The organism is Variovorax sp. 54 (assembly GCF_002754375.1).
GTDB lineage: Bacteria > Pseudomonadota > Gammaproteobacteria > Burkholderiales > Burkholderiaceae_C > Variovorax.
In genome coordinates this window covers 104,340-127,024 of sequence record NZ_PEFF01000001.1, presented here as the reverse complement: position 1 = coordinate 127,024, position 22,685 = coordinate 104,340, and the positions used below count along the sequence as shown (strand labels likewise).

The following is a 22,685-nucleotide window of genomic DNA, read 5'->3' as shown; positions in this document are numbered from 1 at the left end:
GGTCTTAATTTGTAAGACGCAGGGCGCTGCGGGCTAGGACCGGGGCGCTTGAAGATCGGATCGGGTCCGAAAACGGGTTCGGACCGGCCTGGCGTCAAGCGGGGTCAGACGGGTGAAGCGGCCTGCGGTGCACGGCGTTCGAGCGCGGCGCGCGCGGCCGGCTCGAAGCGCTCGAAGGCCTGCGCCAGGGCTGCGAAGTCTGCGTCGTGCAGTTGGGCTTCCATGGCGGCGCAGTCGGTGGCAAGCGCGGCTTCGTGGATCAGTGCGAAGGCGCCACGCAGCGAATGCAAGCCGGCGCCGAGCGCGTGGGTGTCGCGGGCCTCGAGGGCCGCGCGAATGGCGACGGCGGTGTCGGCCAGCGACTGCGCGAGCGCCTGGTGCACCGAGGCGGGCAGGGTGCCCTGGGCGATGTCCTGCCGGTGCGCTGCGGCGGTGCGCGGCGCCGCGTCCCGGGCGGTGAGCTGCCGCACGGTCCGGTCGAGCGTGTCGAGCAGGATGGGTTTGATCAGCGCGGTGTCGATGCCCGCCGCTTCGCAGCGGTCGCGCTCGCGCACCGCCACGTCGGCGGTCAGTGCCACGATGGGCACGCGCGAGCCCTGCGCGCGCAGGGCGCGTGCGAGGGTGTAGCCGTCCATGCCCGGCATGTTGATGTCGGTGATGATCAGGTCGTGCCGGCGGGTGGCGAACAGGTCGAGCGCCTGCAGTCCGCCCGACGCCTGGTCGGAGGTGTAGCCCAGTGCCTGGAGCTGCATCTTGACCAGCTCGCGGTTGGCCGGATGGTCGTCCACCACGAGGATGTGTGCGGTCGGCGCGGCAGCATCGGCATCGGCATCGGCCGACGGCTGTGCGGGTGCGCGCGGGGGCAGGGCGGGCGCCCTGCGCAGCGGCAGCGTGACGAGGAAGGTGCTGCCCTTGCCCGGCGCGCTCACGGCCTGGATGTCGCCGCCCATGATCCCGGTCAGCCGGCGGCACAGCGCCAGCCCGAGCCCGGTGCCGCCGAAGCGGCGCGCGATGGTGCTGTCGGCCTGGGTGAAGGGCTCGAACAGGGCCTTCTGCTGCGTCGCCGTCATGCCGATGCCGGTGTCGCTCACGCCGATCACCACCGCGGAGTCGGCGTCGCCGTCGTCCTTCAGGTAGACCTCGAGCAGCACGTCGCCGGTGTCGGTGAACTTGATGGCGTTGCTCAGCAGGTTCATGAGCAGCTGCCGGATGCGCGTCGGGTCGCCGAGGTAGTGCGGCGCGAGGGCGTCGTCGATGACGCAGTCCAGCGCCAGGCGCTTGGCGTGCGCCAGCGGCGTGAAGACCGCGAGCACCTGCCGCGCGGTGTCCGCGAGGTCGAAGCGGATCGATTCGAGGCGCATCTGGTCCGACTCGATCTTCGAGAAATCGAGGATGTCGTTGATGATGCCCAGCAGTGCGGTGGACGAGGAGGTCACGGCGCTCAGCCGTTCGTTCTGCGCGGGCGAGAGCGGCGAGCGCTGCAGCAGTTCGAGGTTGCCCATGATCGCGTTCAGCGGCGTGCGGATCTCGTGGCTCATCATGGCCAGGAAGGCGGACTTCGCATGGTTGGCCTGCTGGGCGGCCTCGCGGGCACTGTCGAGCGCGCGTTCGGCGTTCTTGCGCGTGGTGATGTCGGAGAAGTTGCACAGCAGCACGTCGCTGCCCTGGTACTTGGTGCGCACCACGCTCACCAGCAGCTCGTTGACTTCGCCGTTGGCCAGCGTCACCGGCAGTTCCAGATCGGGCAGCCATTCGGGCGCGCCGGACGCATCGTCGTACAGGCGCAGCAGGCGCTGCGGCAGCGGCAGGTCTTCGGGCTGCGCGTTCTCGGTGCAGGTCTGCATCACCTGGTTCTGCAGCAGCACCTCGCCGCCCGGGTAGCGCAGCAGCGCCAGGCCGGACGGCGTGGTCGCGACCATGGTGCGGTTGAGGTTCTCGCTCTCGACGATGCGCTGGGAGCGCGCGTAGCCGGGCCGGAACACCTTGCGGTCGAGCAGGAGCAGTGCGCTCCAGACGAAGGCGATGAGCAGCAGCATGGCGGCGGAATAGATCGCCAGCCGGGGGCCGAGTTCGGACGCGATGGTGCGCCACGAAAAGGCGTAGAGGTAGGTCCAGTCGGCATCGGCAATGGGCGCGCGCAGGGTGAAGAGCCCATCGCGGTACTGCAGCGTCGCGCCGTTCGCGGCCAGCGAGGGTTGCGAGAGCGCCAGCGCGCGGGCCTGCAGGTCCTTGGTGCCGGTGGGGCCGTGCGTTTCGGCGATCACCCGGCCCGACGGGTCCACGAACATCGAGGTCTCGTCATGGCGGTCGTTGGACAGGTGCGCGGAGATGATGTCCAGCGGGTAGTCGTTCACCAGCACCACGAAGGGCTTGCCGTCATGAAAGCCGAGCTGCGCCAGCCGCAGCACGGTCTCGCCGGTGAAGGGGCTGACCACCGGCGGCAGCCAGACCGCCGTGCCGCTGTGGCGCAACCGGGCGACGACGACCGGGTCGTTCAGGTCACCGAGGTCGGGGGCGATGCGCTTCAACAAGTCTTCGGTGCTGTGCGCGCCGTGGCGCTCGAACAGGTCGGCCGCCGCGGGGGCGGGCACCACGGCAAGAAAGCTCAGGTCGGGGGCGTAGAAATAGCTGGAGTGCAGCGTCAGCGTCTTGGTGTAGGCCGCCGAGCGGTAGCCGACCTCTTCGGCCAGCCCGAGGTACTGCGCAAAGTCGCTGGCCGGGCGCTGCGCCGAGAGGTCGCCGAGCAGCAGCATCGGCGGGAAGTCCTTGTTGCTCGGCAGCACCATCCGGCCGTCGTGCGCGGCGAAGGTGTCGACCAGCGATTGCGGAGCGCGCGCACGGCGCTCCCAGGCGCCTTCTTCGTGAAAGATGTTGATCCGCACCGAGCCGTGGCGCACGAAGAGTTCGAGATGGAGCAGGGCCCGGCGGGCATTGAACTCGGCCTGCCGTTCGACGACGTAGTCGCGCACCTGCGAATTCAGCATGACAGCGGTGGCCGCCATCAGCACCAGCGAAGTGACCGCACCGCCCACGTACAGCAGCGCGCGCTGGTAGCGGTTCAGCAGGCTGATCACGCCGCGTGGGGTGGCGCGCGAGGCACCGAAACCGAAAAAGCGCGGGAGGTCGCTGGGCATCATGGCATCCGTGTGACCGGCGCGGACAGGAAGATGCCCGCGATGGTAGGGCACTGCCGTGCGCAGGACGCACGGGTGTGGGGCGAATCCGGCGATCGACGTGCTTCAAAATGTCGACATTGGTGCAAACACTGTAGTTGACAGGGCGTTTGTCGCAGACCATCGGCGGCCAGATCGCGCGCCGGACGGGCAGGCCGGATGGCACGCAATTTGCACAAGGCCCGCCATGACAGCCAGCTCGCCGCGCACCTCCGCCAAGACCCCGAAGGTCACCCGCATCGACCGAGACAACGACAGCACGGTGCAGTCGCTCACGCGCGCCATGCAGTTGCTCGAACTCCTCGCCGAGGACGACGAGGGCTTCCGGCTGGTCGACATCGCGGCGCACACGGGGCTGTCGTCGTCGACCGCGCACCGGTTGCTCACCACGCTCGAGCAGCGGCGCTTCGTGCAGTTCGATCGGGAGACGAACCTCTGGTACGTGGGCGTGCGCTGCTTCTCGGTGGGCGCGGCCTTCGGCCGTCGCCGGCGCATCGCGCACCTCGCATTGCCGGTGATGCGCCGGCTGCGCGACAGCACGGGCGAGAGCATCAACCTGGGCATTGCCGACCTGGGCGACATCGTGTTCGTCACGCAGGTGGAGAGCCGCGAACTCATGCGCGCCATCGGCAAGCCGGGCTTCCGCGCACCGCTGCATGGCACGGCGATGGGGCAGGCGATCCTGGCTGCGATGTCGGAAGACGACGTGCTGCAGTACCTGCGCACCTACGGCCTGCCCAAGCTCACCAACAACACGATCGCGCGCGCCTCGCGGCTGCATGAAACGCTGGGCGAGGTGCGCCGCGCGGGCCATGCGATCGACGACGAGCAGAACGCGGTCGGCCTGCGCTGCATTGCCGCAGCCATCCGCGACGAACACGGCCAGCCCTTCGGTGCGATCTCGCTGGTCGGCCCGACGCAGCGCATCAAGAGCACCGACTTCCCGCAGCTGGGCGCCACCGTGCGCGCCGCCGCCGACGAGATCACCGCCGCCTACGGCGGCCGCTGAAGGCCCGCGCCTGCGGCGCGTCTTCCACTGGCGCAACGCGCCAAGTGCTTGATTCCAAACCAGTTTTTTCGACTGTCCCGCGCAGCGGAATAGTCCGCTGCGCGGCGCCGCTGCGGGATTCAATGGCACGTCTTTCATTCGATGCCGTCCCGTTCCCTTCGACTCACCTCTGCTGGAGTTTTCATGCCGTTTCACCTTCGCCTCAAGTCCTTCGCCACAGTTGCCTTGGCCGTGGTGCTCGCGTTGCCCGCGGCCCACGCGCAAGACCGCATCAAGATGAAAGCCATCGGCCAGCCGTTGGCCACCGGCTTGCTCCAGAAGAACAAGGAGCAGCCCTTCTTCGAGAACTTCGCGGCCCGCACCGGGTTGCCGATCGATGTCGACTACAAGCCCATCGACACGCTGGGCATCAAGGACACCGAGCAGCTGCGCGTGATGAAGGCGGGCCTGTTCGACCTCGTCTCGCTGCGCGTGTCGCAGAACTCGCGCGACGAGCCCACCATCCTCGGCCTGGACCTGGTGGGCGCGGCGCCCGACTACGTCACGGGCCGCAAGGTGGCCAAGGCTTATTTCGACACGGCGGATGCGCGCCTGCAGGCGCAGTTCGGCGTGAAGCTGCTGGCCGTGTGGCCCTTCGGCCCGCAGATCCTTTTCTGCAAGAAGCCGATCGCCAGGCTGGCCGACATCAAGGGCCTGAAGGTGCGCGTGTACGACCAGAACCTGGCCAAGTTCATCGAGATGGTGGGCGGCACGCCAGTGCCGGTGTCGTTCGCCGACACGCACCAGTCGCTGTCGCTGGGCGTGGTCGATTGCGCCATCACCGGGCCCAGCTCGGCCAACTCGGCGGGCTGGCCCGAGGTGACGACGCACCAGATGCCGATCGGCTTCCAGATGGCCCTGAACGGCTACGGCATGACCATGAAGTCGTGGAACGCGCTGGCGCCCGAGGCCAAGGTCAAGATGAAGCAGGCCTTCGACACGCTGAGCGACGACATGTGGAAGTACTCCGAAGAGCTCTTCAAGGACGCGCTGAACTGCAACGCCGGCAAGGAGCCGTGCACCACCGGCAAGAAGTTCAAGCTGGTCGACGTGCCCGTCACGCCCGCCGACACCGAGCTGCTGCGCGGCGCCGTCACCAAGGTGTCGCTGCCGGTGTGGGCGGAGGTGTGCAACAAGTCGAACCCGAGCTGCCTGAAGACCTGGCAGGCGACGGTGGCACCGGTGCTGGGCCTGCAATGAACAGCGCCGCCATGACCCGCGACCGGCAACCCACCCAGGCCGCCGCCCCGCGCGCCGACTTCAGAGCCCGCATGGAGACCGTGCTGGCCACGGCCTTCGGCGCGATCTTCCTGGGGCTGGCGTTCGTCGTCGCCATCGAGACGATCTCGCGCAAGCTGTTCAACGTCTCGCTGCAGGGCGCGGACGAGCTGGGCGGCTACGCGCTGGCGGTCGGCTCCACGCTGGCCTTCAGCCTGTCGCTGCTGGGGCGCAACCACATCCGCGTGGACGTGTTCCACGACAAGTTTCCGCCGCGCGTGCAGGCGCTGCTGAACTGGCTCTCGATCGTCTCGCTGGCGGTGTTCGCGCTGTTCATCGCGTGGGTCGCGTTCCAGGTGATCCAGGACACGACGGCCTACCGCAGCACCGCGCAGACGCCCTGGGCCACGCCGCTGATCATTCCGCAGGGCGTGTGGTACGCGGGCCTGGTGATCTTCGCTCTCGTGGCCTGCGCGCTGGCCTGGCGCGCGACGCGGCTGCTGGCCAGCGGCGACATCCGGACGCTGAACAGCGACTTCCATCCGAAGAGCGCGAAGGAAGAGCTGAAGGAAGAACTCGACGACCTCAAGGCACGGCAGCACGCCGAAGGAGCCGCACCATGAACATTGCCCTGATCGGATTCGCATTCTTCGCGATGCTCGCCCTGATGCTGCTCGGCCTGCCGATCGCGGTGTCGATGGCGGCCATCGGCATCATCGGCGGCATTGCCGCCTACGGCGCGCCCTTCATGGACTCGATCGCGCCGGTCGTGTGGGGCGTGCAGAACGAGAGCCTGCTCACGTCGGTGCCGCTGTTCGTGCTGCTCGGCGAGCTGCTGCTGCGCTCGGGCATCGCCGACCGCATGTACATCGCGCTGTCGGCGTGGCTGGGCCGCCTGCCGGGCGGGCTGCTGCACACCAACATCGGCAGCTGCGCGCTGTTCGCGGCCACCTCGGGCTCGTCGGTGGCCACCGCGGCCACGGTCGGCACGGTGGCGCTGCCGTCGCTGCAGCGGCGCGGCTACCCGATGCGCGCGTCGCTGGGCAGCCTGGCCGCGGGCGGCACGCTGGGCATCCTGATCCCGCCGAGCGTGAACATGATCGTGTACGGCTCGCTCACCAACAACTCGATCGGCAAGCTGTTCGTCGCCGGCATCATCCCGGGCCTGCTGCTCACGCTGAGCTTCATGCTCTGGATCGCCGTGTCGAGCCTGGCCAGCGGCAACGCGATGCGCGAACCCAAGGTGCCGATGCGCGAGCGGCTGCGCGTGCTGGTGCACCTGGTGCCGCCGGCGGTGGTGTTCGGCATCGTGATGGGGAGCCTGTACTTCGGCATCGCCACGGCGGCCGAGAGCGCGGCGCTGGGCGTGCTCGCGGCGCTGGGCTTCGTCTGGCAGTCGGGCAAGCTCAACTGGGAGCTGATGCGCAACTGCTTCATCTCGACGGCGCGCGTGAGCGGGATGATCTTGCTGATCGTCGTGGCCGCCTTCATCCTCAACCTGACGGTGAGCCTGACGGGCGTGGCCGAAGCGATGACGAAGTGGGTCGCGAGCCAGGGCCTGTCGGCCACGGGGCTGATCCTGGCGCTCATCGTGTTCTACCTGATCCTGGGCATGTTCATGGACGTGCTGTCGATGCAGGTGGCGACGATCCCGATCACCTACCCGATCGCCATCGCCGTGGGCGTCGACCCGATCTGGTTCGGCATCTTCATCGTGCTGATGTGCGAGCTGGGCCTGATCACGCCACCGGTGGGCATGAACCTGTTCGTGGTGCATGGCATCCGTCCCGACAAGGGCGGCATCCAGGACGCGATCTGGGGCGCCATGCCGTACGCGCTGATAATGATCCTGTTCACGCTGCTGCTGATGGCCGTGCCGCAGCTGGTGACGTGGCTGCCGGCGCACATGTGAGGCCCGCCGCGATGCACACCACCACACCGCTCTGGCAACTCGACGCCGCGCAGCTCGCGGCCGGCTACCGCGAGGCGTCGTTCACCCCGACCGACGCGCTGCATGCCTGCCTGCAGCGCAGCGCCGAGGTCAACCCGCGGCTGAACGCGCTCATCACGCTCGACAGCGAAGGCGCCACGCACGCGGCCGAGCAAAGCACCGCGCGCTGGCGCAACGGCCGGGCGCTGGGCGCGCTCGACGGCGTGCCCGTCACCATCAAGGACAACCTGCAGGTGCGCGGCCTGCCGACGCACTGGGGCAGCCGCGCGCTGGCCGGCGTGGTGGCTGACCGCGACGAGCTGCCGGTGGCGAAGCTGCGCGAGGCCGGTGCCCTGATCTTCGGCAAGACCAACGTGCCCGAGTTCACGATGCAGGGCTACACCGACAACCCGGTGTTCGGCCCCACCGGCAACCCGTGGGACCCGAAGCTCACGCCCGGCGGCTCGTCGGGTGGCGCAGTGGCGCTGGTGGCCGCGGGCGGTTGCCCGATTGCGCTGGGCACCGACGGCGGGGGCTCCATCCGCCGGCCGGCCTCGCACACCAACCTGGTCGGCTTCAAGCCTTCGCGCGGACGCGTGCCGCGCGGCGACGGGCTGCCGCCGATCTTTCTGGGCTTCGAGGTCGCGGGCCCGATCGCGCGCAGCGTGGCCGACGTGGCGGCGGTGATGCAGGTGATCGGCGACCGGCCGGTGGAAGAGGGCGCGGGCCCGCAACGCGCGCGCATTCTCTTCATTCCGCGCTTCGGTGATCACCCGGTCGATCCGCAGATCGCGGCGCTGACCGAAGCGACCGCGCGCCACATGGCCGCGCTGGGCCACGAGGTCACGACGGCGCAAGACTTCGGCCTCGTTGAAGCAGTCAACCAGCGCTGGCCGCTGCTGGCGCAGGTCGGGCTGGCGTGGCTGGTGGCGCATCCGCAGGAGCTGTCGAGCCGGCCCTTCGATCCGTCGCTGTTCGGGCCGGTGATGCAGGCGAATGCGGAGAACGGGCGCAAGGCCAGCGCGGCCGAGCTGTTCGAGCTGCTGTACGAGGCCGAGCGCTTGCGCAACACGCTGGCGCAGTTGTTCGATCGCTACGATTTCCTGTTGACGCCGGCCGCGGCCGCGTTGCCGTGGCCCGCTGGCGAGACGCATCCGACGCGCATCGACGGGCGCGAGGTCGGCCCGCGCGGCCATGCGGTGTTCGCCGGCTTCGCGAACGCCGTGGGCCTGCCCGCCATCGCGCTGCCGTGCGGCTTTGCGGGACAACTGCCGGTCGGCGTGCAGCTCGTGGCGCGCGAAGGGGCGGACGACGCCTTGCTCGCGCTCGCGCGCTCGTTCGAACAGGCCCATCCGTGGCAGCGCTTCCCCGTGTTGTGACGCTGGCCGAGGCCGTCGCGCCGCAGCTCTTGCCGGCCGAGGCCGCGCAGGCGCTGTGCCGCGCGCGGCGCGACGGCCGGCGCGTGATGTCGTCGCTGCTGCCTGCGCACGACCGGCACACGGCCTACGCGATCCAGGACGCGACGCTGGCGGTGCTCGGCACTGTCGGCGGCTGGAAGGTCGGTGCGAGCGCGCCGGGCCGCGAGCCCGCGTGCGCACCGCTGCCGGCCGAGGGGCTGCTGCCCGGCGGCGCGTCGCTGGTCGGCGGCGCATGGCATCTGCGCGGCGTCGAGGCCGAACTCGCGTTCCGCCTCGGCACCGACCTGCCGCCACGCGCGGCGCCCTACACCCGCGACGAGGTCGCCGATGCCATCGTCTCGGTGCTGCCCGTGATCGAGGTGGCGGAGACCCGCCTCATCGACTGGCTCGACGCCAGCCCCTCGGCGCTGCTGGCCGACCTGCTGTGCCACGGCGGCCTGGTGCTCGGCGAGCCCGCGCCTTTCGAACGTGCGTGGCTCGACCTGGCGCAGACCGAGGTCGTGATGCATTTCGACGAGCAGGTGGTCGCGCACACGGTCGGGGAGCACACGCACCCCGACGTCGGTGCGCTGCTCGTGTGGCTGGCCAACCAGGGCGCGGCCCGAGGCCAGGGCCTGCGGGCCGGCCAGGTCGTGACGACCGGGTCGTGCACCGGCATGTTGTTCGCCTCGCAGGGCACGGCCGTGCGGGTGGACGTGAAGGGGCTCGCGCCGCTGCGCGCGAGCTTCTGAATTTTTCCTGTCTGTTTTTCCGAGATCACTGGAGGCAACCGCTATGTCCCTTTCAAGAATCGACGCTGTGGCCGAGGCACTGGTTCGTGCGCGCGGTGCGCACGCCACGTGTCCCGCGGCGTCGATGGCCGACCTGCTGACGCAGGCCAACGATGCCTACGCCGTGCAGCAGCAGGTGGCGCAGGCGCTCGGCTGGTTCGGCACTGCGCCGCCCCGGTACTGGAAAGCCGGTGGCCCGTCGCGCGATGCCGTGCTGACCCACGCACCGCTGCCGCCGCGCGGCGTGTGGCCCAGCCCGGCGACGGCGGGCGACTGGCCGTTCCACATCCGCGGCATCGAGGCCGAGATCGCGCTGCGGATCGGGTGCGATGTCGATCCGGCGTTGGCATCGACGCTGGCTGTCGACAGCGCACGCGCCCTGGTCGATGCGATGGCGGTGTCGATCGAGATCGTCGATTCCCGCTGGCAGGAGCCCATCGACGCGCCCGCGCTGTGCAAGCTGGCCGACCTGCAATCGCACGGCGCGCTGGTGCTCGGCGAGTGGGTGCCGTTCGTGGCACGCGACTGGGCCGCGCAAGCGTGCGAGGTGCGCATCGGCGCGCGCGCCGCCGTGATGCGCCGCGGCACGCATTCGCTCGGCGACCCCGCCTGGCTGCTGCCCGTGTGGTTGCGCCATGCCACGCGCCACGGCGAGACCGTCGCGGCCGGCACCGTGGTCACGACCGGCACCTGGGTCGGCATTCTCGAAGCGGGCGAGGGCGACCTCGTCACCGCTGAATTCCCGGGCATCGGCCACGCGGCGGTGCAGCTCTAGAACCTTTCGTCCATCCATCCAGAACACAGAACGGAGACACACCCATGATCGCGCTCGACAACCATCCCAGCGGCCGCCACTTCCTGCAGATTCCGGGCCCCAGCCCCGTGCCCGACCGCATCCTGCGGGCCATCAGCCTGCCGACCATCGACCACCGCGGGCCCGAGTTCGCCACGCTGGGCAAGAAGGTCATCAGCGGGCTGCAGCAGGTGTTCCAGACCCGGCATCCGGTCGTCGTCTATCCCGCATCGGGCACCGGCGCATGGGAGGCGGCGCTCGTCAACGTGATGAGCCCCGGCGACCACGTGCTGATGTTCGAGACCGGCCACTTCGCCACGCTGTGGCAGAAGATGGCGCACCGGCTCGGCCTGGAGCCCGAGTTCCTTGCGCTCGAAGGCACCGACGAAACCGGCCTGCCGCGCAGCTGGCGCCACGGCGTGCAGGCCGACCTGATCGAGCAGCGCCTGCGCCAGGACACCACGCACCACATCAAGGCCGTGTGCGTGGTGCACAACGAAACCTCGACCGGCGTCACCTCCGACATCGCTTCGGTGCGCCGCGCGATCGACGCGGCGGGCCATCCGGCGCTGCTGATGGTCGACACCATTTCGGGCCTCGCAAGCGCCGACTACCGGCACGACGAGTGGGGCGTGGACGTCACCATCAGCGGCTCGCAGAAGGGCCTCATGCTGCCGCCGGGCATCAGCTTCAACGCGGTGTCGCCCAAGGCGCTCGAGGTGGCGAAGACGGCGCGCCTGCCCAAGGCCTTCTGGGCCTGGGACGAGATCATCGAGATGAACCAGGGCGGCTACTGGCCCTACACGCCGAGCACGAACCTGCTGTACGGCCTCAGCGAGGCGCTGGACATGGTGCTCGAGCAGGGCCTGCCCGTGATCTTCGAGCGCCACAAGCGCTGGGGCCGCGGCGTGCGCGCCGCCGTGCAGGCCTGGGGCCTGCCCACGCAGTGCGCCGACGAGCGCGTGCATTCGCCGGTGCTGACCGGCGTCATCACGCCGCAAGGCGTCGATGCCGACGCGCTGCGCCGCCTCATCCACCAGCGCTTCGACCTGTCGCTGGGCGCAGGCCTGGGCAAGCTCCGGGGCCGCATGTTCCGCATCGGCCACCTGGGTGACTGCAACGACCTGACGCTCATGGCCGCCTTGACCGGCGTCGAGATGGGTTTCAAGCTGGCGGGCGTGCCGATGGCCGCCAGCGGGGTGGCGGCGGCCATGACGTACTTTGCGGAAACACCGGCCGTCCACGCCGCGTGATCCCTCGGGAAGGGGCTGCGGGCTAGGTGTTTGCCATTATCGTCAACAATATTGTCAACATTGTTGTTGACGTTAATTTCGACAGCACCTAAATTCCGCTCCACAGCCTCGGTGGTGCACTGGCCCGGACCAGCCCGACCCGCGACTGCCAAGTTCGCCAGCGTGCCGGGTCGTTTCCTTGCAAGCTGGCATCCGTGCCACTGCAAGGAGACAAACCGATGCAAAACACCATGACGGACGGCGCCAAGGCGACCGCCGCAGCGCCCGACGACACGATCCAGCCCACCAAGGTGCGCTGGAAGATCTTCCTGATGATGTTGTTCCTGATCTCGATCAACTACATCGACAGGGCCTCGCTCTCGGTGGCCATGCCGCTGATCGCCAAGGAATTCGACATCGGCCCGGCCGTGCAGGGCCTGCTGCTCAGCTCGTTCTTCTGGACCTATGCGCTGATGCAGATTCCGGGCGGCATGCTGGCCGACCGCTTCGGCCCGCGCGTCGTCATCGCCGGCGCCACCGTGGGCTGGGGCTTCTTCCAGGCCATCGCCGCCGTCTGCACGGGCTGGGTGCCCTTGCTGCTCACGCGACTGGGCCTGGGCGCGGCCGAAGCGCCGATCTACCCCGCGGGCGGCAAGCTCAACGGCATCTGGATGACGCAGACCGAACGCGGGCGCGGCGCCACCTTGCTCGACGGCGGCGCTCCGCTGGGTGCGGCGCTGGGCGCGATCCTGATCTCGGCGCTGATCGCCGTGCTCGGCTCGTGGCGCCTGGCCTTCGTGATCGCCGGTGTCGGCACCGTGATCGCCGGCTACTTCGCCTGGCGCTACATCCGCAACCACCCGCGCCAGCATCCCGACGTGAACGAAGCCGAGGCGCGCTACATCGAGGCCAGCCACGCCGCCGACGCCGCCAAGGAATCGGCCAATGCAAGCGGCCGCGTGCTCGACTTCTTCCGCTACCGCTCGGTGTGGGGCATGTTCTTCGGCTGGATGTGCTTCAACGCGCTGTTCTACGGCCTGCTCACCTGGATGCCCAACTACCTGTCGAAAGTGCACGGCTTCGACATCAAGCAGATGGGCGGCGCGGTGTTCATCATGTTCTTCTCGGGCTTCGTCGGCGAAATGTTCGGCGGCTGGCTGGCCGACAAATGGATGGCCGCCGGCGCCTCGCAGAGCAAGGTGCTGCGCACGCTGTTCGGCATCTCGTCGATCATCGCGACCATCGCCATCTTCATGGTGACGCGCATCACCGACCCGATCGCCGTGGTCGTGCTGCTGTCGGTCACGCTGTTCTTCCTGCGCTGGTGCGGTCTGTTCTGGTGCGTGCCCTCGATCCTCGGCACGCGTGCCCGGGTCGGCTTCCTGGGCGGCACGATGAACCTCGGCGGCAACGTGGCGGGCATCGGCGTGCCGATCGTGGTCGGCCTCATCGTGCAGGCCACGGGCTCGTACTTCATGGCGCTGATGCTGTTCACGGCCGCCGGCGCGGGCCTGTTCGTCTGCTCGACGATGCTGATCGACTACAGCAAGAAGCTGCCGGTCTGATCCCACCCACTCGACTCCCATGACCCCTCGCAAACTCATCGGCGTGCTCACGCCTTCGTCGAACACCGCGCTCGAGCCGCTGACCAGCGCGATGGTCGCGGGCGTGCCCGGCGTCTCGGCGCATTTCTCGCGCTTCACCGTCACCGAGATCTCGATGCGCGACGCATCGCTGAACCAGTTCGACGACCGCAAGATCCTCGAGGCCGCACGGCTGCTGGCCGACGCGCGCGTCGACACCATCTGCTGGAGCGGCACCTCGGCGAGCTGGCTCGGCTTCGAGAAAGACCAGGCGCTGTGCGCGCGCATCACCGAGGCGACCGGCATCCCGGCGACCACCTCGGTGCTGGCGCTCAACGAGCTGCTGGCCGCGCAGGGCGCGCGCACGCTGGGCCTGGTGTCGCCGTACGTCGACGATGTGCAGCAGCGCATCGTTGCCAACTACGCGGGCATCGGCATCGACTGCGTGGCCGAACGGCATCTCGACCTGACGGTGAACTTCGCCTTCAGCGAGGTCGAACCCGACACGCTGCGCCGCATGCTGCGCGAAGTGGCGCAGCAGCGCCCCGACGCCATCACGATCATGTGCACCAACCTGAGCGGCGCGCAGTTGGTCGAGGAGATGGAGCGCGAGCTCGGCATCCCGATCTACGACTCGGTGGCCACCGTGGTCTGGCGCGCACTGAAGACGGTCGGCGTCGAACCGAGCGCCGTGAAGGGCTGGGGCCGCCTGTTCGACGCGAAGGCCTGAACAGCCGCCACCGACGACCACCAGACACAGACAGAAAAGCAAAGAAAGACCATGACCTTCCGCGACCTCGATCTCGTGGTGCGCAACGCCCGCGTTGCCACCGCCAGTGACACCTTCGATTCGGACATCGGCATTCGCGACGGCCGCATCGTGCAGCTGGGCCTCGGCCTGCCGCCCGGTCGGCAGGAGATCGACGCCGCCGGCCGCTACGTGACGCCGGGCGGTGTCGATGCCCACTGCCATCTCGACCAGCCGATGGAGCCGCCCGTGCGCATGGCCGACGACTTCGACACCGGCACCCGCGCCGCAGCCTGCGGCGGCACGACCACCGTGATCCCGTTCGCCGCGCAGCAGAAGGGCCAGTCGTTGCGCGCCGCCGTGCAGGACTACCACCAGCGCGCCGAGGGCCGCGCCCACGTCGACCACGCCTTTCACCTGATCGTGAGCGACCCGACCGAGGAGGTGCTCAAGCATGAGCTGCCGCAGCTCATCGCCGAGGGCTACACCTCGTTCAAGATCTACATGACCTACGACGATCTGAAGCTGGACGACGGCCAGATCCTCGACGTGCTGTCGGTGGCGCGGGAGCAGGGCGCGATGGCCATGATCCACGCCGAGAACGCCGACTGCATCGAGTGGCTGACCAAGCGGCTCGAAGCCAACGGGCGCACCGCGCCGCGCTTTCACGCACATTCGCGTCCGATGCTGGTCGAGCGCGAAGCAACGCACCGCGCCATTGCGCTGTCGGAGCTGGTCGACGTGCCGATCATGATCGTGCACGTGTCGGGGCGCGAAGCCGTCGAGCAGATCCGCTGGGCGCGCGCGCACGGCCTGAGCGTGTTTGCCGAAACGTGTCCGCAGTACCTGTTCCTGACCGCCGAAGACCTGGGCATCGACGACAGCTACCAGGGCGCGCGCTGCGTCTGCAGCCCGCCGCCGCGCAACCGCGAGAACCAGCAGGTGATCTGGAACGGGCTGTCCGATGGACTGTTCACGATCTTCTCGTCGGACCATGCGCCGTTCCGCTACGACGCGCCCGAGGGCAAGAAGCCCGGCGGGGAAGAGGTGGCGTTCCGCCACATCCCGAACGGCATTCCGGGCATCGAGACGCGGCTGCCGCTCTTGTTCTCGCACGGTGTGCTCGACGGGCGCATCACGATCAACAAGTTTGTCGAGCTGACGTCCACCAACCCCGCCAAGGCCTACGGGCTGCACCCGCGCAAGGGCACGATCGCTGTCGGCGCCGATGCCGACCTCGTGGTCTGGGGCACCACGCCGCGCGCCATTCGCAACGCCGACCTGCACCACGATGTCGACTACACGCCCTACGAGGGCATCGAGGTGAAAGCCTGGCCGGCACTGACGCTGGCACGCGGCGAAGTCGTGTGGGACGGCGAACGTTTCCATCCACGCGCCGGACGCGGAGAATTCCTGCGCCGGGGCGAACCCACCTTGCTGCCGAGCCGCCGACCGTCCTGAGCCTTTCGCCTGGAGACATTGCCATGAACCTGCTGCTGATCAACCCCAACACCTCGCAAAGCGTCTCCGACCTGATCGCGGCCGAAGCCCGGCGCGCGGCCGCGAGCGACACGCGCATCGAGGTGCTCACGGCGCCCTTCGGCGTGGCCTACATCGAGACCCGCTTCGAATCGCTGATCGGTGCGTACGCCGCCGCCACGCTCGCGGCCGAACACCACACGCGGCATGACGCCATCGTGGTTGCGGCCTTCGGCGACCCCGGCATCGACGGCCTGCGCGAGGCGCTCGACATTCCCGTGGTCGGCCTGACCGAAGCGGCCTTGATGAGCGCATGCCTGCTCGGCAAGCGCTTCTCGATCATCGCGATCTCGCGCCGCATCACGGCCTGGTACCGCGAGTGCGTGCAGGCCAACGGCCTCATCGACCGGCTCGCGAGTATCCGCAGCCTCGACGGTCCGCTCAAGGACATCGGGCATGTGCAGGACGACCACGGCCAGCGGCTGGAGGCTTTGTGCATGTCGGCCATCGAGGACGACGGCGCGGACGTGATCATCATTGCCGGCGCGCCGCTCGCGGGCCTGGCGCGCTCGATCAAGGACCGCATACCGGTGCCGGTGGTCGACGGCGTGTCGAGTGCCGTGTGCCATGCGCAGACGCTCGTGTCGCTGGCGCCCGCGCCGGCGCGGCTGGGCAGTTTTGCACCGCCGCCGATCAAGCCGAACCAGGGGTTGCCCGAGGCGCTGGCGCGGCTGCTGGCGCGCGACAGCACACGCGCTCCGGGCTGAGGTGGTGGGCCTCGTGGCGCACTGCAGCCTGGAGGGGGCGTCGATAGAATCGGCGCCGATGCCCACCAAAGCCCCAGCCCGCAAGACCAGCGCGAACGGCGCCGCTGGCGCCACCGGCACGACCGGTGCCCCCAACGCCCGCGAACACAGCGTCGATGAAATCGCCGAGAAGATTTCGGCCGCCATCCTGGAACACCGTCTCGCACCGGGCACGAAGCTGGGCGAAGACCGGCTGGCCACGATCTTCGCTACCAGCCGCGCCAAGGTGCGCGAAGTGCTGGCCCGGCTGGCGCATGAACAGATCGTCGAGCTGGTGCCGCAACGCGGCGCCTTCGTCGCCAAGCCCACCATCGAGCAGGCGCAGGATGTGTTTGAGGCGCGACGTCTCATCGAACCCGGTGTGCTGCGCCGTTTGATCCGCACGCTCGACGACGCCAAGCGGGAGCGCCTGCAACGCCACATCGAACTCGAAGCCGACGCACGCCGCCGCGACGACAAGCGCGCCATCGTGCGGCTGTCGGGCGAGTTCCATGTGCTGCTGGCCGAGCTGGCCGGCAACTCGGCGCTGGCGCGCTCGATGCGCGAGTTGTCGGTGCTGACCTGCCTGATCATCTCGCTGTACGACGCGCCCACGGCCACCAGCTGCCGCGCCGACGAGCACGAGGAAATCGTCGCCGCCGTGAACCGCGGCGATGCTGCGCAGGCCGAGAAGCTCATGCTGCATCACCTCGATCACATCGAGCAGAGCCTGAAGCTGGACGACAGCGCGGAAGAGGTCGATCTCGAAAGCGTGTTCAGCTGAGCCGGAGGAGGTCGGGCAACGGCATGCCCGGCGTTCGCAAGGCACAGGCAAACCCATTGCGGGCGCCCTACAAACAAAAAGCCCCAGCAGCTGAACAGCTACTGGGGCATCGTTTTGGCGGAGCAGGCGGGATTCGAACCCGCGGAGGGCTATTAACCCTCACACGCTTTCCAGGCGTGCGACTTAAACCGCTCATCCACCGCTCCTGAGCCCACGATTGTAGCGTGGGTTTCGGCCGATTTCAGGTCGGGCCGGAGCTTTTGCCGGTTTGGATCATGCGCATCGCCGACGAGATCAGCGCGGCCGTCTCGGTCATGTTGCTCGGCACGATCAGCGTGGTCTTCGAGTCGGCGGCCACCTTGCCGTAGGCATCGACGGCGCGCTCGGCCACCTTCAGCTGCACGGCCTGTTCGCCGCCCGGCTTCTGGATGGCGGCGGCCACGCGCTCGATGGCGTCTGCGGTGGCGGTGGCCACGGCCGTGATGGCGGCGGCTTCACCTTGCGCGTTGTTGATCTGCGCCTGCTTCTCGCCCTCGGAGCGGGCAATGAAGGCTTCGCGTTCGCCGGTGGCGATGTTGATCTGTTCCTGGCGACGGCCTTCGGACGCGGCGATGAGCGCGCGCTTGCCGCGTTCGGCGGTGATCTGCGCCTGCATGGCCAGCAGAATTTCCTTCGGCGGCGTCAGGTCCTTGATTTCGTAGCGCAGCACCTTCACGCCCCAGTTGAGCGCGGCCTCGTCGATCGCGGCCACCACCTGGGCGTTGATCACGTCGCGCTCTTCGAAGGTCTTGTCGAGCTCGAGCTTGCCGATCACGCTGCGCAGCGAGGTCTGCGCGAGCTGGGTCACGGCCACGATGTAGTTCGACGAGCCGTAGCTCGCGCGCATCGGGTCGGTCACCTGGAAGTACAGGATGCCGTCGACCTGCAGCTGCGTGTTGTCGCGCGTGATGCAGATCTGGCTGGGCACGTCGAGCGGGATTTCCTTCAGGCTGTGCTTGTAGGCCACGCGGTCGATGAACGGGATCAGGAAGTTCGGGCCGGGCGTCATGGTGCCGTGGTACTTGCCCAGGCGCTCGCGCACCCATGCGTTCTGCTGCGGCACGAACTTGACCGACTGGCTGATGAAGATGATCGCGATGACCAGGATGATGAGAGGAACGGAAAATTCCATGGTGTGCTTCCTTTTCGAATGCGTTTTTCTGACGGACGGATTGAACTGCTAGATCTTGTCGACCACGAGGCGGCTGCCGATGATCTCGACCACGCGGTGTTCGCCGGTGGAAGGCGCATGGCCCGCGCGCAGCACGACGGTCCATTGCGAGCCGCGGTAGCGCACGGTGGCGGTGCCGTCGGGGTTCCAGGCATCGACGAACACGCTCTCGCCGATGTCCAGGTTGAGATCGCTGGTGGGCGTGGCCGGACGGTTGCGTCGGATCAGGTACCAGGTCACGACCGCGCCCACGCCGACCACGGCGGCCACGAGCAGCTGCGTGACGAGGTCGAAGCCCAGGTGCGCGGCGATGGCCGCGGCGGCGAAGCCGGCAGCCAGCAGCAGCAGGTACACCGTGCCGGACAACAACTCGGCCACGATGGCCGCTCCTGCGATCAGCCACCAGAAGGTGGGATGTCCCATGGCAACTCCTCTCTTTTCTTGTTACTCGGATCGTCGCCATTCTGCGGCATGGCGTGCCAAGCGCCTGTATCGCGTAGGGGTATGGCGCCCGGTGGAGCCCTTCGCAGTCGTGCGCCTCTGCGGGCTTGAACCCGGCCGGCGCAATCCGTCATCCGAATTCCGTACACTTCGCGCCTCGCTCATTGCCTGTCTGACTGCCTGTCCGGAGCCCCGCTCATGAAATTCCGCTTTCCCATCGTCATCATCGACGAGGACTTCCGCTCCGAAAACACTTCGGGCCTCGGCATCCGCGCGCTCGCGCAGGCCTTCGAAAGCGAGGGCTTCGAGGTGCTGGGCGTCACGAGCTACGGCGACCTGAGCCAGTTCGCGCAGCAGCAAAGCCGCGCCAGCGCCTTCATCCTGTCGATCGACGACGAGGAGTTCACGGTCGGCCCCGACCTCGACCCGGCCGTGCTGAGCCTGCGCAGCTTCATCGGCGAGGTGCGCCGCAAGAACGCCGACGTGCCGATATACATCTATGGCGAGACCAAGACCGCGCGCCACATCCCGAACGACATCCTGCGCGAGCTGCACGGCTTCATCCACATGTTCGAGGACACCCCCGAGTTCGTGGCGCGCCACATCATCCGCGAGGCCAAGAGCTACCTCGAAGGCGTGCAGCCGCCGTTCTTCAAGGCGCTGATCGACTACGCCGAAGACGGTTCGTACTCGTGGCACTGCCCGGGCCACTCGGGCGGCGTGGCGTTCCTGAAGAGCCCGGTGGGCCGGATGTTCCATCAGTTCTTCGGCGAGAACATGCTGCGCGCCGACGTCTGCAACGCCGTGGAAGAACTGGGCCAGCTGCTCGACCACACCGGCCCGGTAGCGGCCAGCGAGCGCAATGCGGCGCGCATCTTCAACGCCGACCACTGCTTCTTCGTGACCAACGGCACCAGCACCAGCAACAAGATGGTGTGGCACCACACGGTGGCGCCCGACGACGTGGTGGTGGTCGACCGCAACTGCCACAAGTCGATCCTGCACGCGATCATCATGACCGGCGCGATTCCCGTGTTCATGAAGCCCACGCGCAACCACTTCGGCATCATCGGTCCGATTCCCAAGAGCGAGTTCGAGCAGAGCGCCATCAAGGCCAAGATCAAGGCCAACCCGCTGCTGGCCGACGTGGACCCGAACAAGGTCAAGCCGCGCGTGATGACGCTCACGCAGTCGACCTACGACGGCGTGATCTACAACACAGAGACCATCAAGAACATGCTCGACGGCTACGTCGACACGCTGCACTTCGACGAAGCCTGGCTGCCGCACGCCGCCTTCCACCCGTTCTACGGCGCGTACCACGCGATGGGCAAGCGCCGCGTGCGCCCGAAGGATTCGCTGGTGTTCGCCACGCAGTCGACGCACAAGCTGCTCGCCGGCATCAGCCAGGCCAGCCACGTGCTGGTGCAGGACTCGCAGAACCGCGCGCTCGACCGCGACCTCTTCAACGAGGCCTACCTGATGCACTCGTCGACCAGCCCGCAGTACGCGATCATCGCGAGCTGCGACGTGGCCGCCGCCATGATGGAACCGCCCGGCGGCACCGCGCTGGTGGAAGAGAGCATTCTTGAAGCGCTCGACTTCCGCCGCGCCATGCGCAAGGTCGAGGAAGAGTTCGGCAAGGACGAGTGGTGGTTCAAGGTCTGGGGCCCCGAGAAGCTCGTCGACGAAGGCATTGGCCGCGCCGAAGACTGGATCATGAAGGGCGAGAAAGACGCCCAGCCTTCCAAGCGTGCCAAGAGCAAGAAGTCGTCGCCGCGCAACTGGCACGGCTTTGGCGACCTGGCCGACGGCTTCAACATGCTCGACCCGATCAAGTCGACCATCGTCACGCCGGGCCTCGACCTGGAAGGCAACTTTGCCGAGACCGGCATCCCCGCCAGCGTGGTGACCAAGTTCCTCGCCGAGCACGGCGTGATCGTGGAGAAGACGGGCCTGTACAGCTTCTTCATCATGTTCACCATCGGCATCACCAAGGGCCGCTGGAACACGCTGCTCACGGCGCTGCAGCAGTTCAAGGACGACTACGCGCGCAACCAGCCGATGTGGCGCATCCTCCCCGAGTTCTGCCAGCAGCACCCGGGTTACGAGCGCCTGGGCCTGCGCGACCTGTGCCAGCACATCCATCAGCTGTACGCGCGCTATGACGTGGCGCGCCTCACGACCGAGATGTACCTGAGCGACCTGACGCCGGCCATGAAGCCCAGCGACGCCTTCGCCCACATCGCGCACCGCAAGACCGAGCGCGTGGAGATCGACGAGCTCGAAGGCCGCATCACCACCAGCCTGATCACGCCGTACCCGCCGGGCATTCCGCTGCTGATTCCGGGCGAAGTCTTCAATAAGAAGATCGTCGACTACCTGAAGTTCTCGCGCGAGTTCAACCTGCAGTGCCCGGGCTTCGAAACCGACATCCACGGTCTGGTGGCGCGCGTCGACGAGACCGGCAAGAAGCGCTACTACGCGGACTGCGTGCGCGCAGTGCCGAAGAAGTAGTCGGCGAAGGCGAATCCACTCCGGGGATCGAGGCGTATTGAAAGCAGGCCGCTGCATTTGGCCAGCGGCTTCCTTCCTCAACCAGGAGCTTTCAATGATCCGTTTTTCTCAACACCGCCGCATGGCGGGTGTGGCACTCGCCATCGCGCTTTCGGCCGGTGCCTTCTCCGCCGTTGCCGCTTCGGTCATGGTCGGCGGTGCGCCGATGCTGCCGACCAAGGACATCATCGACAACGCGGTCAACTCCAAGGATCACACCACGCTGGTGGCCGCGGTCAAGGCCGCGGGCCTGGTCGACACGCTCAAGGGGGCGGGTCCGTTCACCGTGTTCGCGCCGACCAATGCGGCCTTCGATGGGCTGCCGGCCGGCACCGTGGACACGCTGCTCAAGCCCGAGAACAAGGCCACGCTCACAGGCGTGCTGACCTACCACGTGGTGTCGGGCAAGCTCGATGCGGCCGAGCTCAAGAAGGAGATCAAGGCCGGGAAAGGCACCGCCGAACTCAAGACCGTGGCCGGCGGCATGCTGTGGGCCAAGATGGCGGGCAGCAAGCTCACGATCACGGACGAGAAGGGCGGCACCGCGACGGTCACGATCCCCAACGTCTACCAGTCGAACGGCGTGATCCACGTGGTCGACAAGGTGCTGCTGCCCAAGTGAGCGGCACTTGCCCGCTGACGCGGGCTTGTCCCTAGCGTGTCGGCATGTCGTCGCGCACGCGCATGAAGCGCGCGAAGCGCGGCAACCCGCCCGGGTTGAGTCCGTTGTAGCGATAGGTGACCCAGGTGCCGATGGCCGGCGGATCTTCGCGTTCGGCGTCGGTGAATCCGGTGCCGAGCTTGAGGCGTTTGCCCTCGGGGGTTTCGACCACGAGCGCGCCGAGCCGGCCGCCGTGCTTGCCCTTGCCGCCGACGTGCGCGACGACCCGCGCCTCGGCGTCTTCATAGGGCTTGACCTTGAGCAGGTCGTTGTTGCGTTCGCCGCGGTAGAGCGAGCTGCCCCGGTGCAGCATCAGGCCTTCGCCGCCCATCTTCACGGTCTTGTCGAGCAGTGCCTGCAGGTCCTCGTGTGTCGTCGCGGGCTGCTGCGGCACGGGCATGACCCACGGCGCGTCGGTGATCGGCAGCAGCTTGCGCAACACTGCAAGGCGGGTGTTGAAGTCGCCGCCCTGGGCCGGGAGGTCGAACACCATGAAGCGGATTTCCTGCCAGGCGGGGTCATTGGGCGTCTGGCTGCGCACGGTGGACATCGCGTGGTTGAAGCGTCCACGCCCCGCCCACAGTTCGCCGTCGAGCGGCTGCTTGGGCAGCGAGGCGGTGAACCAGATGGGCGCCACGACGGGCTCGCCGCCGCGGGTCCAGAGCTTCTGGCCGTCCCAGTAACCGCGCACGCCGTCGAACTTCTCGCTGACCCAGTAGCCCGCGAGCGACATGCCAGGGCGGTACACCTCGGCCAGCATCAGGGCGGGCGCGGCGGCGCGCGCGAACACGGCACGGCCGGGGAGGGCCGCGCCCAGTCCCGCGAACAGGAGGAGGGAGCGTCGGTTCAACACGGT

General features: G+C 68.1%; 19 protein-coding genes and 1 tRNA gene. 15 read left to right on the top strand and 5 right to left on the bottom strand.

The features are described from left to right. Positions 1 to 104: 104 nt before the first annotated feature. Positions 105 to 3,134 carry a hybrid sensor histidine kinase/response regulator gene (locus tag CLU95_RS00605; RefSeq protein ID WP_257214498.1) on the bottom strand — a complete coding sequence of 1,010 codons (3,030 nt, stop codon included), beginning with the start codon at positions 3,132 to 3,134 and terminating at the stop codon, positions 105 to 107. A gap of 226 nt (positions 3,135 to 3,360) precedes the next feature. Here CLU95_RS00605 and CLU95_RS00600 point away from each other — a divergent pair, with 226 nt between their 5' ends. The 13 genes from CLU95_RS00600 to CLU95_RS00540 all read left to right on the top strand — a co-directional run bounded on the left by CLU95_RS00600 (position 3,361) and on the right by CLU95_RS00540 (position 16,961). Beyond that, positions 3,361 to 4,182, top strand: coding sequence for an IclR family transcriptional regulator (locus CLU95_RS00600; RefSeq protein ID WP_099789335.1), 822 nt, complete (start codon positions 3,361 to 3,363; stop codon positions 4,180 to 4,182). A gap of 183 nt (positions 4,183 to 4,365) precedes the next feature. Continuing rightward, positions 4,366 to 5,421, top strand: a complete 1,056-nt coding sequence (locus CLU95_RS00595) for a TRAP transporter substrate-binding protein (protein WP_099789333.1) — start codon at positions 4,366 to 4,368, stop codon at positions 5,419 to 5,421. After that, positions 5,418 to 6,062, top strand: coding sequence for a TRAP transporter small permease subunit (locus CLU95_RS00590; protein WP_099789331.1), 645 nt, complete (start codon positions 5,418 to 5,420; stop codon positions 6,060 to 6,062). Before CLU95_RS00595 ends, CLU95_RS00590 begins: the two co-directional genes overlap by 4 nt. After that, a complete protein-coding gene (locus CLU95_RS00585) occupies positions 6,059 to 7,351 on the top strand; it encodes a TRAP transporter large permease (RefSeq protein ID WP_099789329.1) in 1,293 nt (430 codons plus the stop codon). Before CLU95_RS00590 ends, CLU95_RS00585 begins: the two co-directional genes overlap by 4 nt. A gap of 11 nt (positions 7,352 to 7,362) precedes the next feature. Then, entirely contained in the window at positions 7,363 to 8,748 is a 1,386-nt protein-coding gene (locus tag CLU95_RS00580; protein WP_099789327.1) for an amidase, read from the top strand. After that, positions 8,724 to 9,518 carry a 2-keto-4-pentenoate hydratase gene (locus tag CLU95_RS00575; RefSeq protein WP_257214497.1) on the top strand — a complete coding sequence of 265 codons (795 nt, stop codon included), beginning with the start codon at positions 8,724 to 8,726 and terminating at the stop codon, positions 9,516 to 9,518. Before CLU95_RS00580 ends, CLU95_RS00575 begins: the two co-directional genes overlap by 25 nt. Before the next feature lie 43 nt (positions 9,519 to 9,561). Continuing rightward, positions 9,562 to 10,332: a fumarylacetoacetate hydrolase family protein gene (locus CLU95_RS00570; RefSeq protein WP_099789325.1), complete on the top strand. Its 771-nt coding sequence runs from the start codon at positions 9,562 to 9,564 to the stop codon at positions 10,330 to 10,332. A gap of 44 nt (positions 10,333 to 10,376) precedes the next feature. Next, entirely contained in the window at positions 10,377 to 11,603 is a 1,227-nt protein-coding gene (locus tag CLU95_RS00565; RefSeq protein ID WP_099789324.1) for a pyridoxal-phosphate-dependent aminotransferase family protein, read from the top strand. A 230-nt stretch (positions 11,604 to 11,833) separates the two neighbouring features. After that, on the top strand, positions 11,834 to 13,147 hold the full coding sequence (locus CLU95_RS00560) for an MFS transporter (protein ID WP_099797047.1): 1,314 nt from the start codon (positions 11,834 to 11,836) through the stop codon (positions 13,145 to 13,147). 19 nt (positions 13,148 to 13,166) lie between these two features. Next, positions 13,167 to 13,895, top strand: a complete 729-nt coding sequence (locus CLU95_RS00555) for a maleate cis-trans isomerase family protein (protein WP_099789322.1) — start codon at positions 13,167 to 13,169, stop codon at positions 13,893 to 13,895. Positions 13,896 to 13,946: 51 nt separating this feature from the next. Continuing rightward, positions 13,947 to 15,374: a dihydropyrimidinase gene (hydA, locus tag CLU95_RS00550; protein WP_099789321.1), complete on the top strand. Its 1,428-nt coding sequence runs from the start codon at positions 13,947 to 13,949 to the stop codon at positions 15,372 to 15,374. A 23-nt stretch (positions 15,375 to 15,397) separates the two neighbouring features. Next, the gene (locus tag CLU95_RS00545) at positions 15,398 to 16,159 is read left to right on the top strand and encodes an aspartate/glutamate racemase family protein (protein ID WP_099789319.1); all 762 of its coding nucleotides are present in this window, start codon (positions 15,398 to 15,400) and stop codon (positions 16,157 to 16,159) included. 58 nt (positions 16,160 to 16,217) lie between these two features. Next, the gene (locus tag CLU95_RS00540) at positions 16,218 to 16,961 is read left to right on the top strand and encodes a GntR family transcriptional regulator (protein ID WP_099789317.1); all 744 of its coding nucleotides are present in this window, start codon (positions 16,218 to 16,220) and stop codon (positions 16,959 to 16,961) included. A gap of 115 nt (positions 16,962 to 17,076) precedes the next feature. Here the strand turns inward: CLU95_RS00540 and CLU95_RS00535 are convergent. From CLU95_RS00535 to CLU95_RS00525, 3 genes are all read right to left on the bottom strand, one after another. Continuing rightward, positions 17,077 to 17,167: transfer RNA gene (locus tag CLU95_RS00535), tRNA-Ser, on the bottom strand. Positions 17,168 to 17,202: 35 nt separating this feature from the next. Next, positions 17,203 to 18,132: an SPFH domain-containing protein gene (locus tag CLU95_RS00530; protein WP_099789315.1), complete on the bottom strand. Its 930-nt coding sequence runs from the start codon at positions 18,130 to 18,132 to the stop codon at positions 17,203 to 17,205. Positions 18,133 to 18,180: 48 nt separating this feature from the next. Next, positions 18,181 to 18,594 (bottom strand): NfeD family protein, encoded by a 414-nt coding sequence (locus tag CLU95_RS00525; protein ID WP_099789313.1) that lies wholly within the window; start codon positions 18,592 to 18,594, stop codon positions 18,181 to 18,183. Between the two features lie 216 nt (positions 18,595 to 18,810). Between CLU95_RS00525 and CLU95_RS00520 the strand changes: the two genes are divergently transcribed. Further along, on the top strand, positions 18,811 to 21,129 hold the full coding sequence (locus CLU95_RS00520) for an arginine/lysine/ornithine decarboxylase (protein WP_099789311.1): 2,319 nt from the start codon (positions 18,811 to 18,813) through the stop codon (positions 21,127 to 21,129). Between the two features lie 94 nt (positions 21,130 to 21,223). Then, positions 21,224 to 21,790 (top strand): fasciclin domain-containing protein, encoded by a 567-nt coding sequence (locus CLU95_RS00515; RefSeq protein ID WP_099789309.1) that lies wholly within the window; start codon positions 21,224 to 21,226, stop codon positions 21,788 to 21,790. 31 nt (positions 21,791 to 21,821) lie between these two features. Here CLU95_RS00515 and CLU95_RS00510 read toward each other — a convergent pair whose 3' ends face one another. Further along, positions 21,822 to 22,682 carry a DNA ligase gene (locus tag CLU95_RS00510; protein WP_099789307.1) on the bottom strand — a complete coding sequence of 287 codons (861 nt, stop codon included), beginning with the start codon at positions 22,680 to 22,682 and terminating at the stop codon, positions 21,822 to 21,824. Between the last annotated feature and the right edge of the window lie 3 nt (positions 22,683 to 22,685).

Coding starts and splice junctions, on each gene's coding strand:
- CLU95_RS00530 (WP_099789315.1), bottom strand. CDS start 18,132: ATGGAATTTTCCGTTCCTCTCATCATCCTGGTCATCGCGATCATCTTC.
- CLU95_RS00595 (WP_099789333.1), top strand. CDS start 4,366: ATGCCGTTTCACCTTCGCCTCAAGTCCTTCGCCACAGTTGCCTTGGCC.
- CLU95_RS00585 (WP_099789329.1), top strand. CDS start 6,059: ATGAACATTGCCCTGATCGGATTCGCATTCTTCGCGATGCTCGCCCTG.
- CLU95_RS00560 (WP_099797047.1), top strand. CDS start 11,834: ATGACGGACGGCGCCAAGGCGACCGCCGCAGCGCCCGACGACACGATC.
- CLU95_RS00580 (WP_099789327.1), top strand. CDS start 7,363: ATGCACACCACCACACCGCTCTGGCAACTCGACGCCGCGCAGCTCGCG.
- CLU95_RS00590 (WP_099789331.1), top strand. CDS start 5,418: ATGAACAGCGCCGCCATGACCCGCGACCGGCAACCCACCCAGGCCGCC.
- hydA (WP_099789321.1), top strand. CDS start 13,947: ATGACCTTCCGCGACCTCGATCTCGTGGTGCGCAACGCCCGCGTTGCC.
- CLU95_RS00540 (WP_099789317.1), top strand. CDS start 16,218: ATGCCCACCAAAGCCCCAGCCCGCAAGACCAGCGCGAACGGCGCCGCT.
- CLU95_RS00600 (WP_099789335.1), top strand. CDS start 3,361: ATGACAGCCAGCTCGCCGCGCACCTCCGCCAAGACCCCGAAGGTCACC.
- CLU95_RS00525 (WP_099789313.1), bottom strand. CDS start 18,594: ATGGGACATCCCACCTTCTGGTGGCTGATCGCAGGAGCGGCCATCGTG.
- CLU95_RS00570 (WP_099789325.1), top strand. CDS start 9,562: ATGTCCCTTTCAAGAATCGACGCTGTGGCCGAGGCACTGGTTCGTGCG.
- CLU95_RS00520 (WP_099789311.1), top strand. CDS start 18,811: ATGAAATTCCGCTTTCCCATCGTCATCATCGACGAGGACTTCCGCTCC.
- CLU95_RS00545 (WP_099789319.1), top strand. CDS start 15,398: ATGAACCTGCTGCTGATCAACCCCAACACCTCGCAAAGCGTCTCCGAC.
- CLU95_RS00605 (WP_257214498.1), bottom strand. CDS start 3,134: ATGCCCAGCGACCTCCCGCGCTTTTTCGGTTTCGGTGCCTCGCGCGCC.
- CLU95_RS00555 (WP_099789322.1), top strand. CDS start 13,167: ATGACCCCTCGCAAACTCATCGGCGTGCTCACGCCTTCGTCGAACACC.
- CLU95_RS00565 (WP_099789324.1), top strand. CDS start 10,377: ATGATCGCGCTCGACAACCATCCCAGCGGCCGCCACTTCCTGCAGATT.
- CLU95_RS00515 (WP_099789309.1), top strand. CDS start 21,224: ATGATCCGTTTTTCTCAACACCGCCGCATGGCGGGTGTGGCACTCGCC.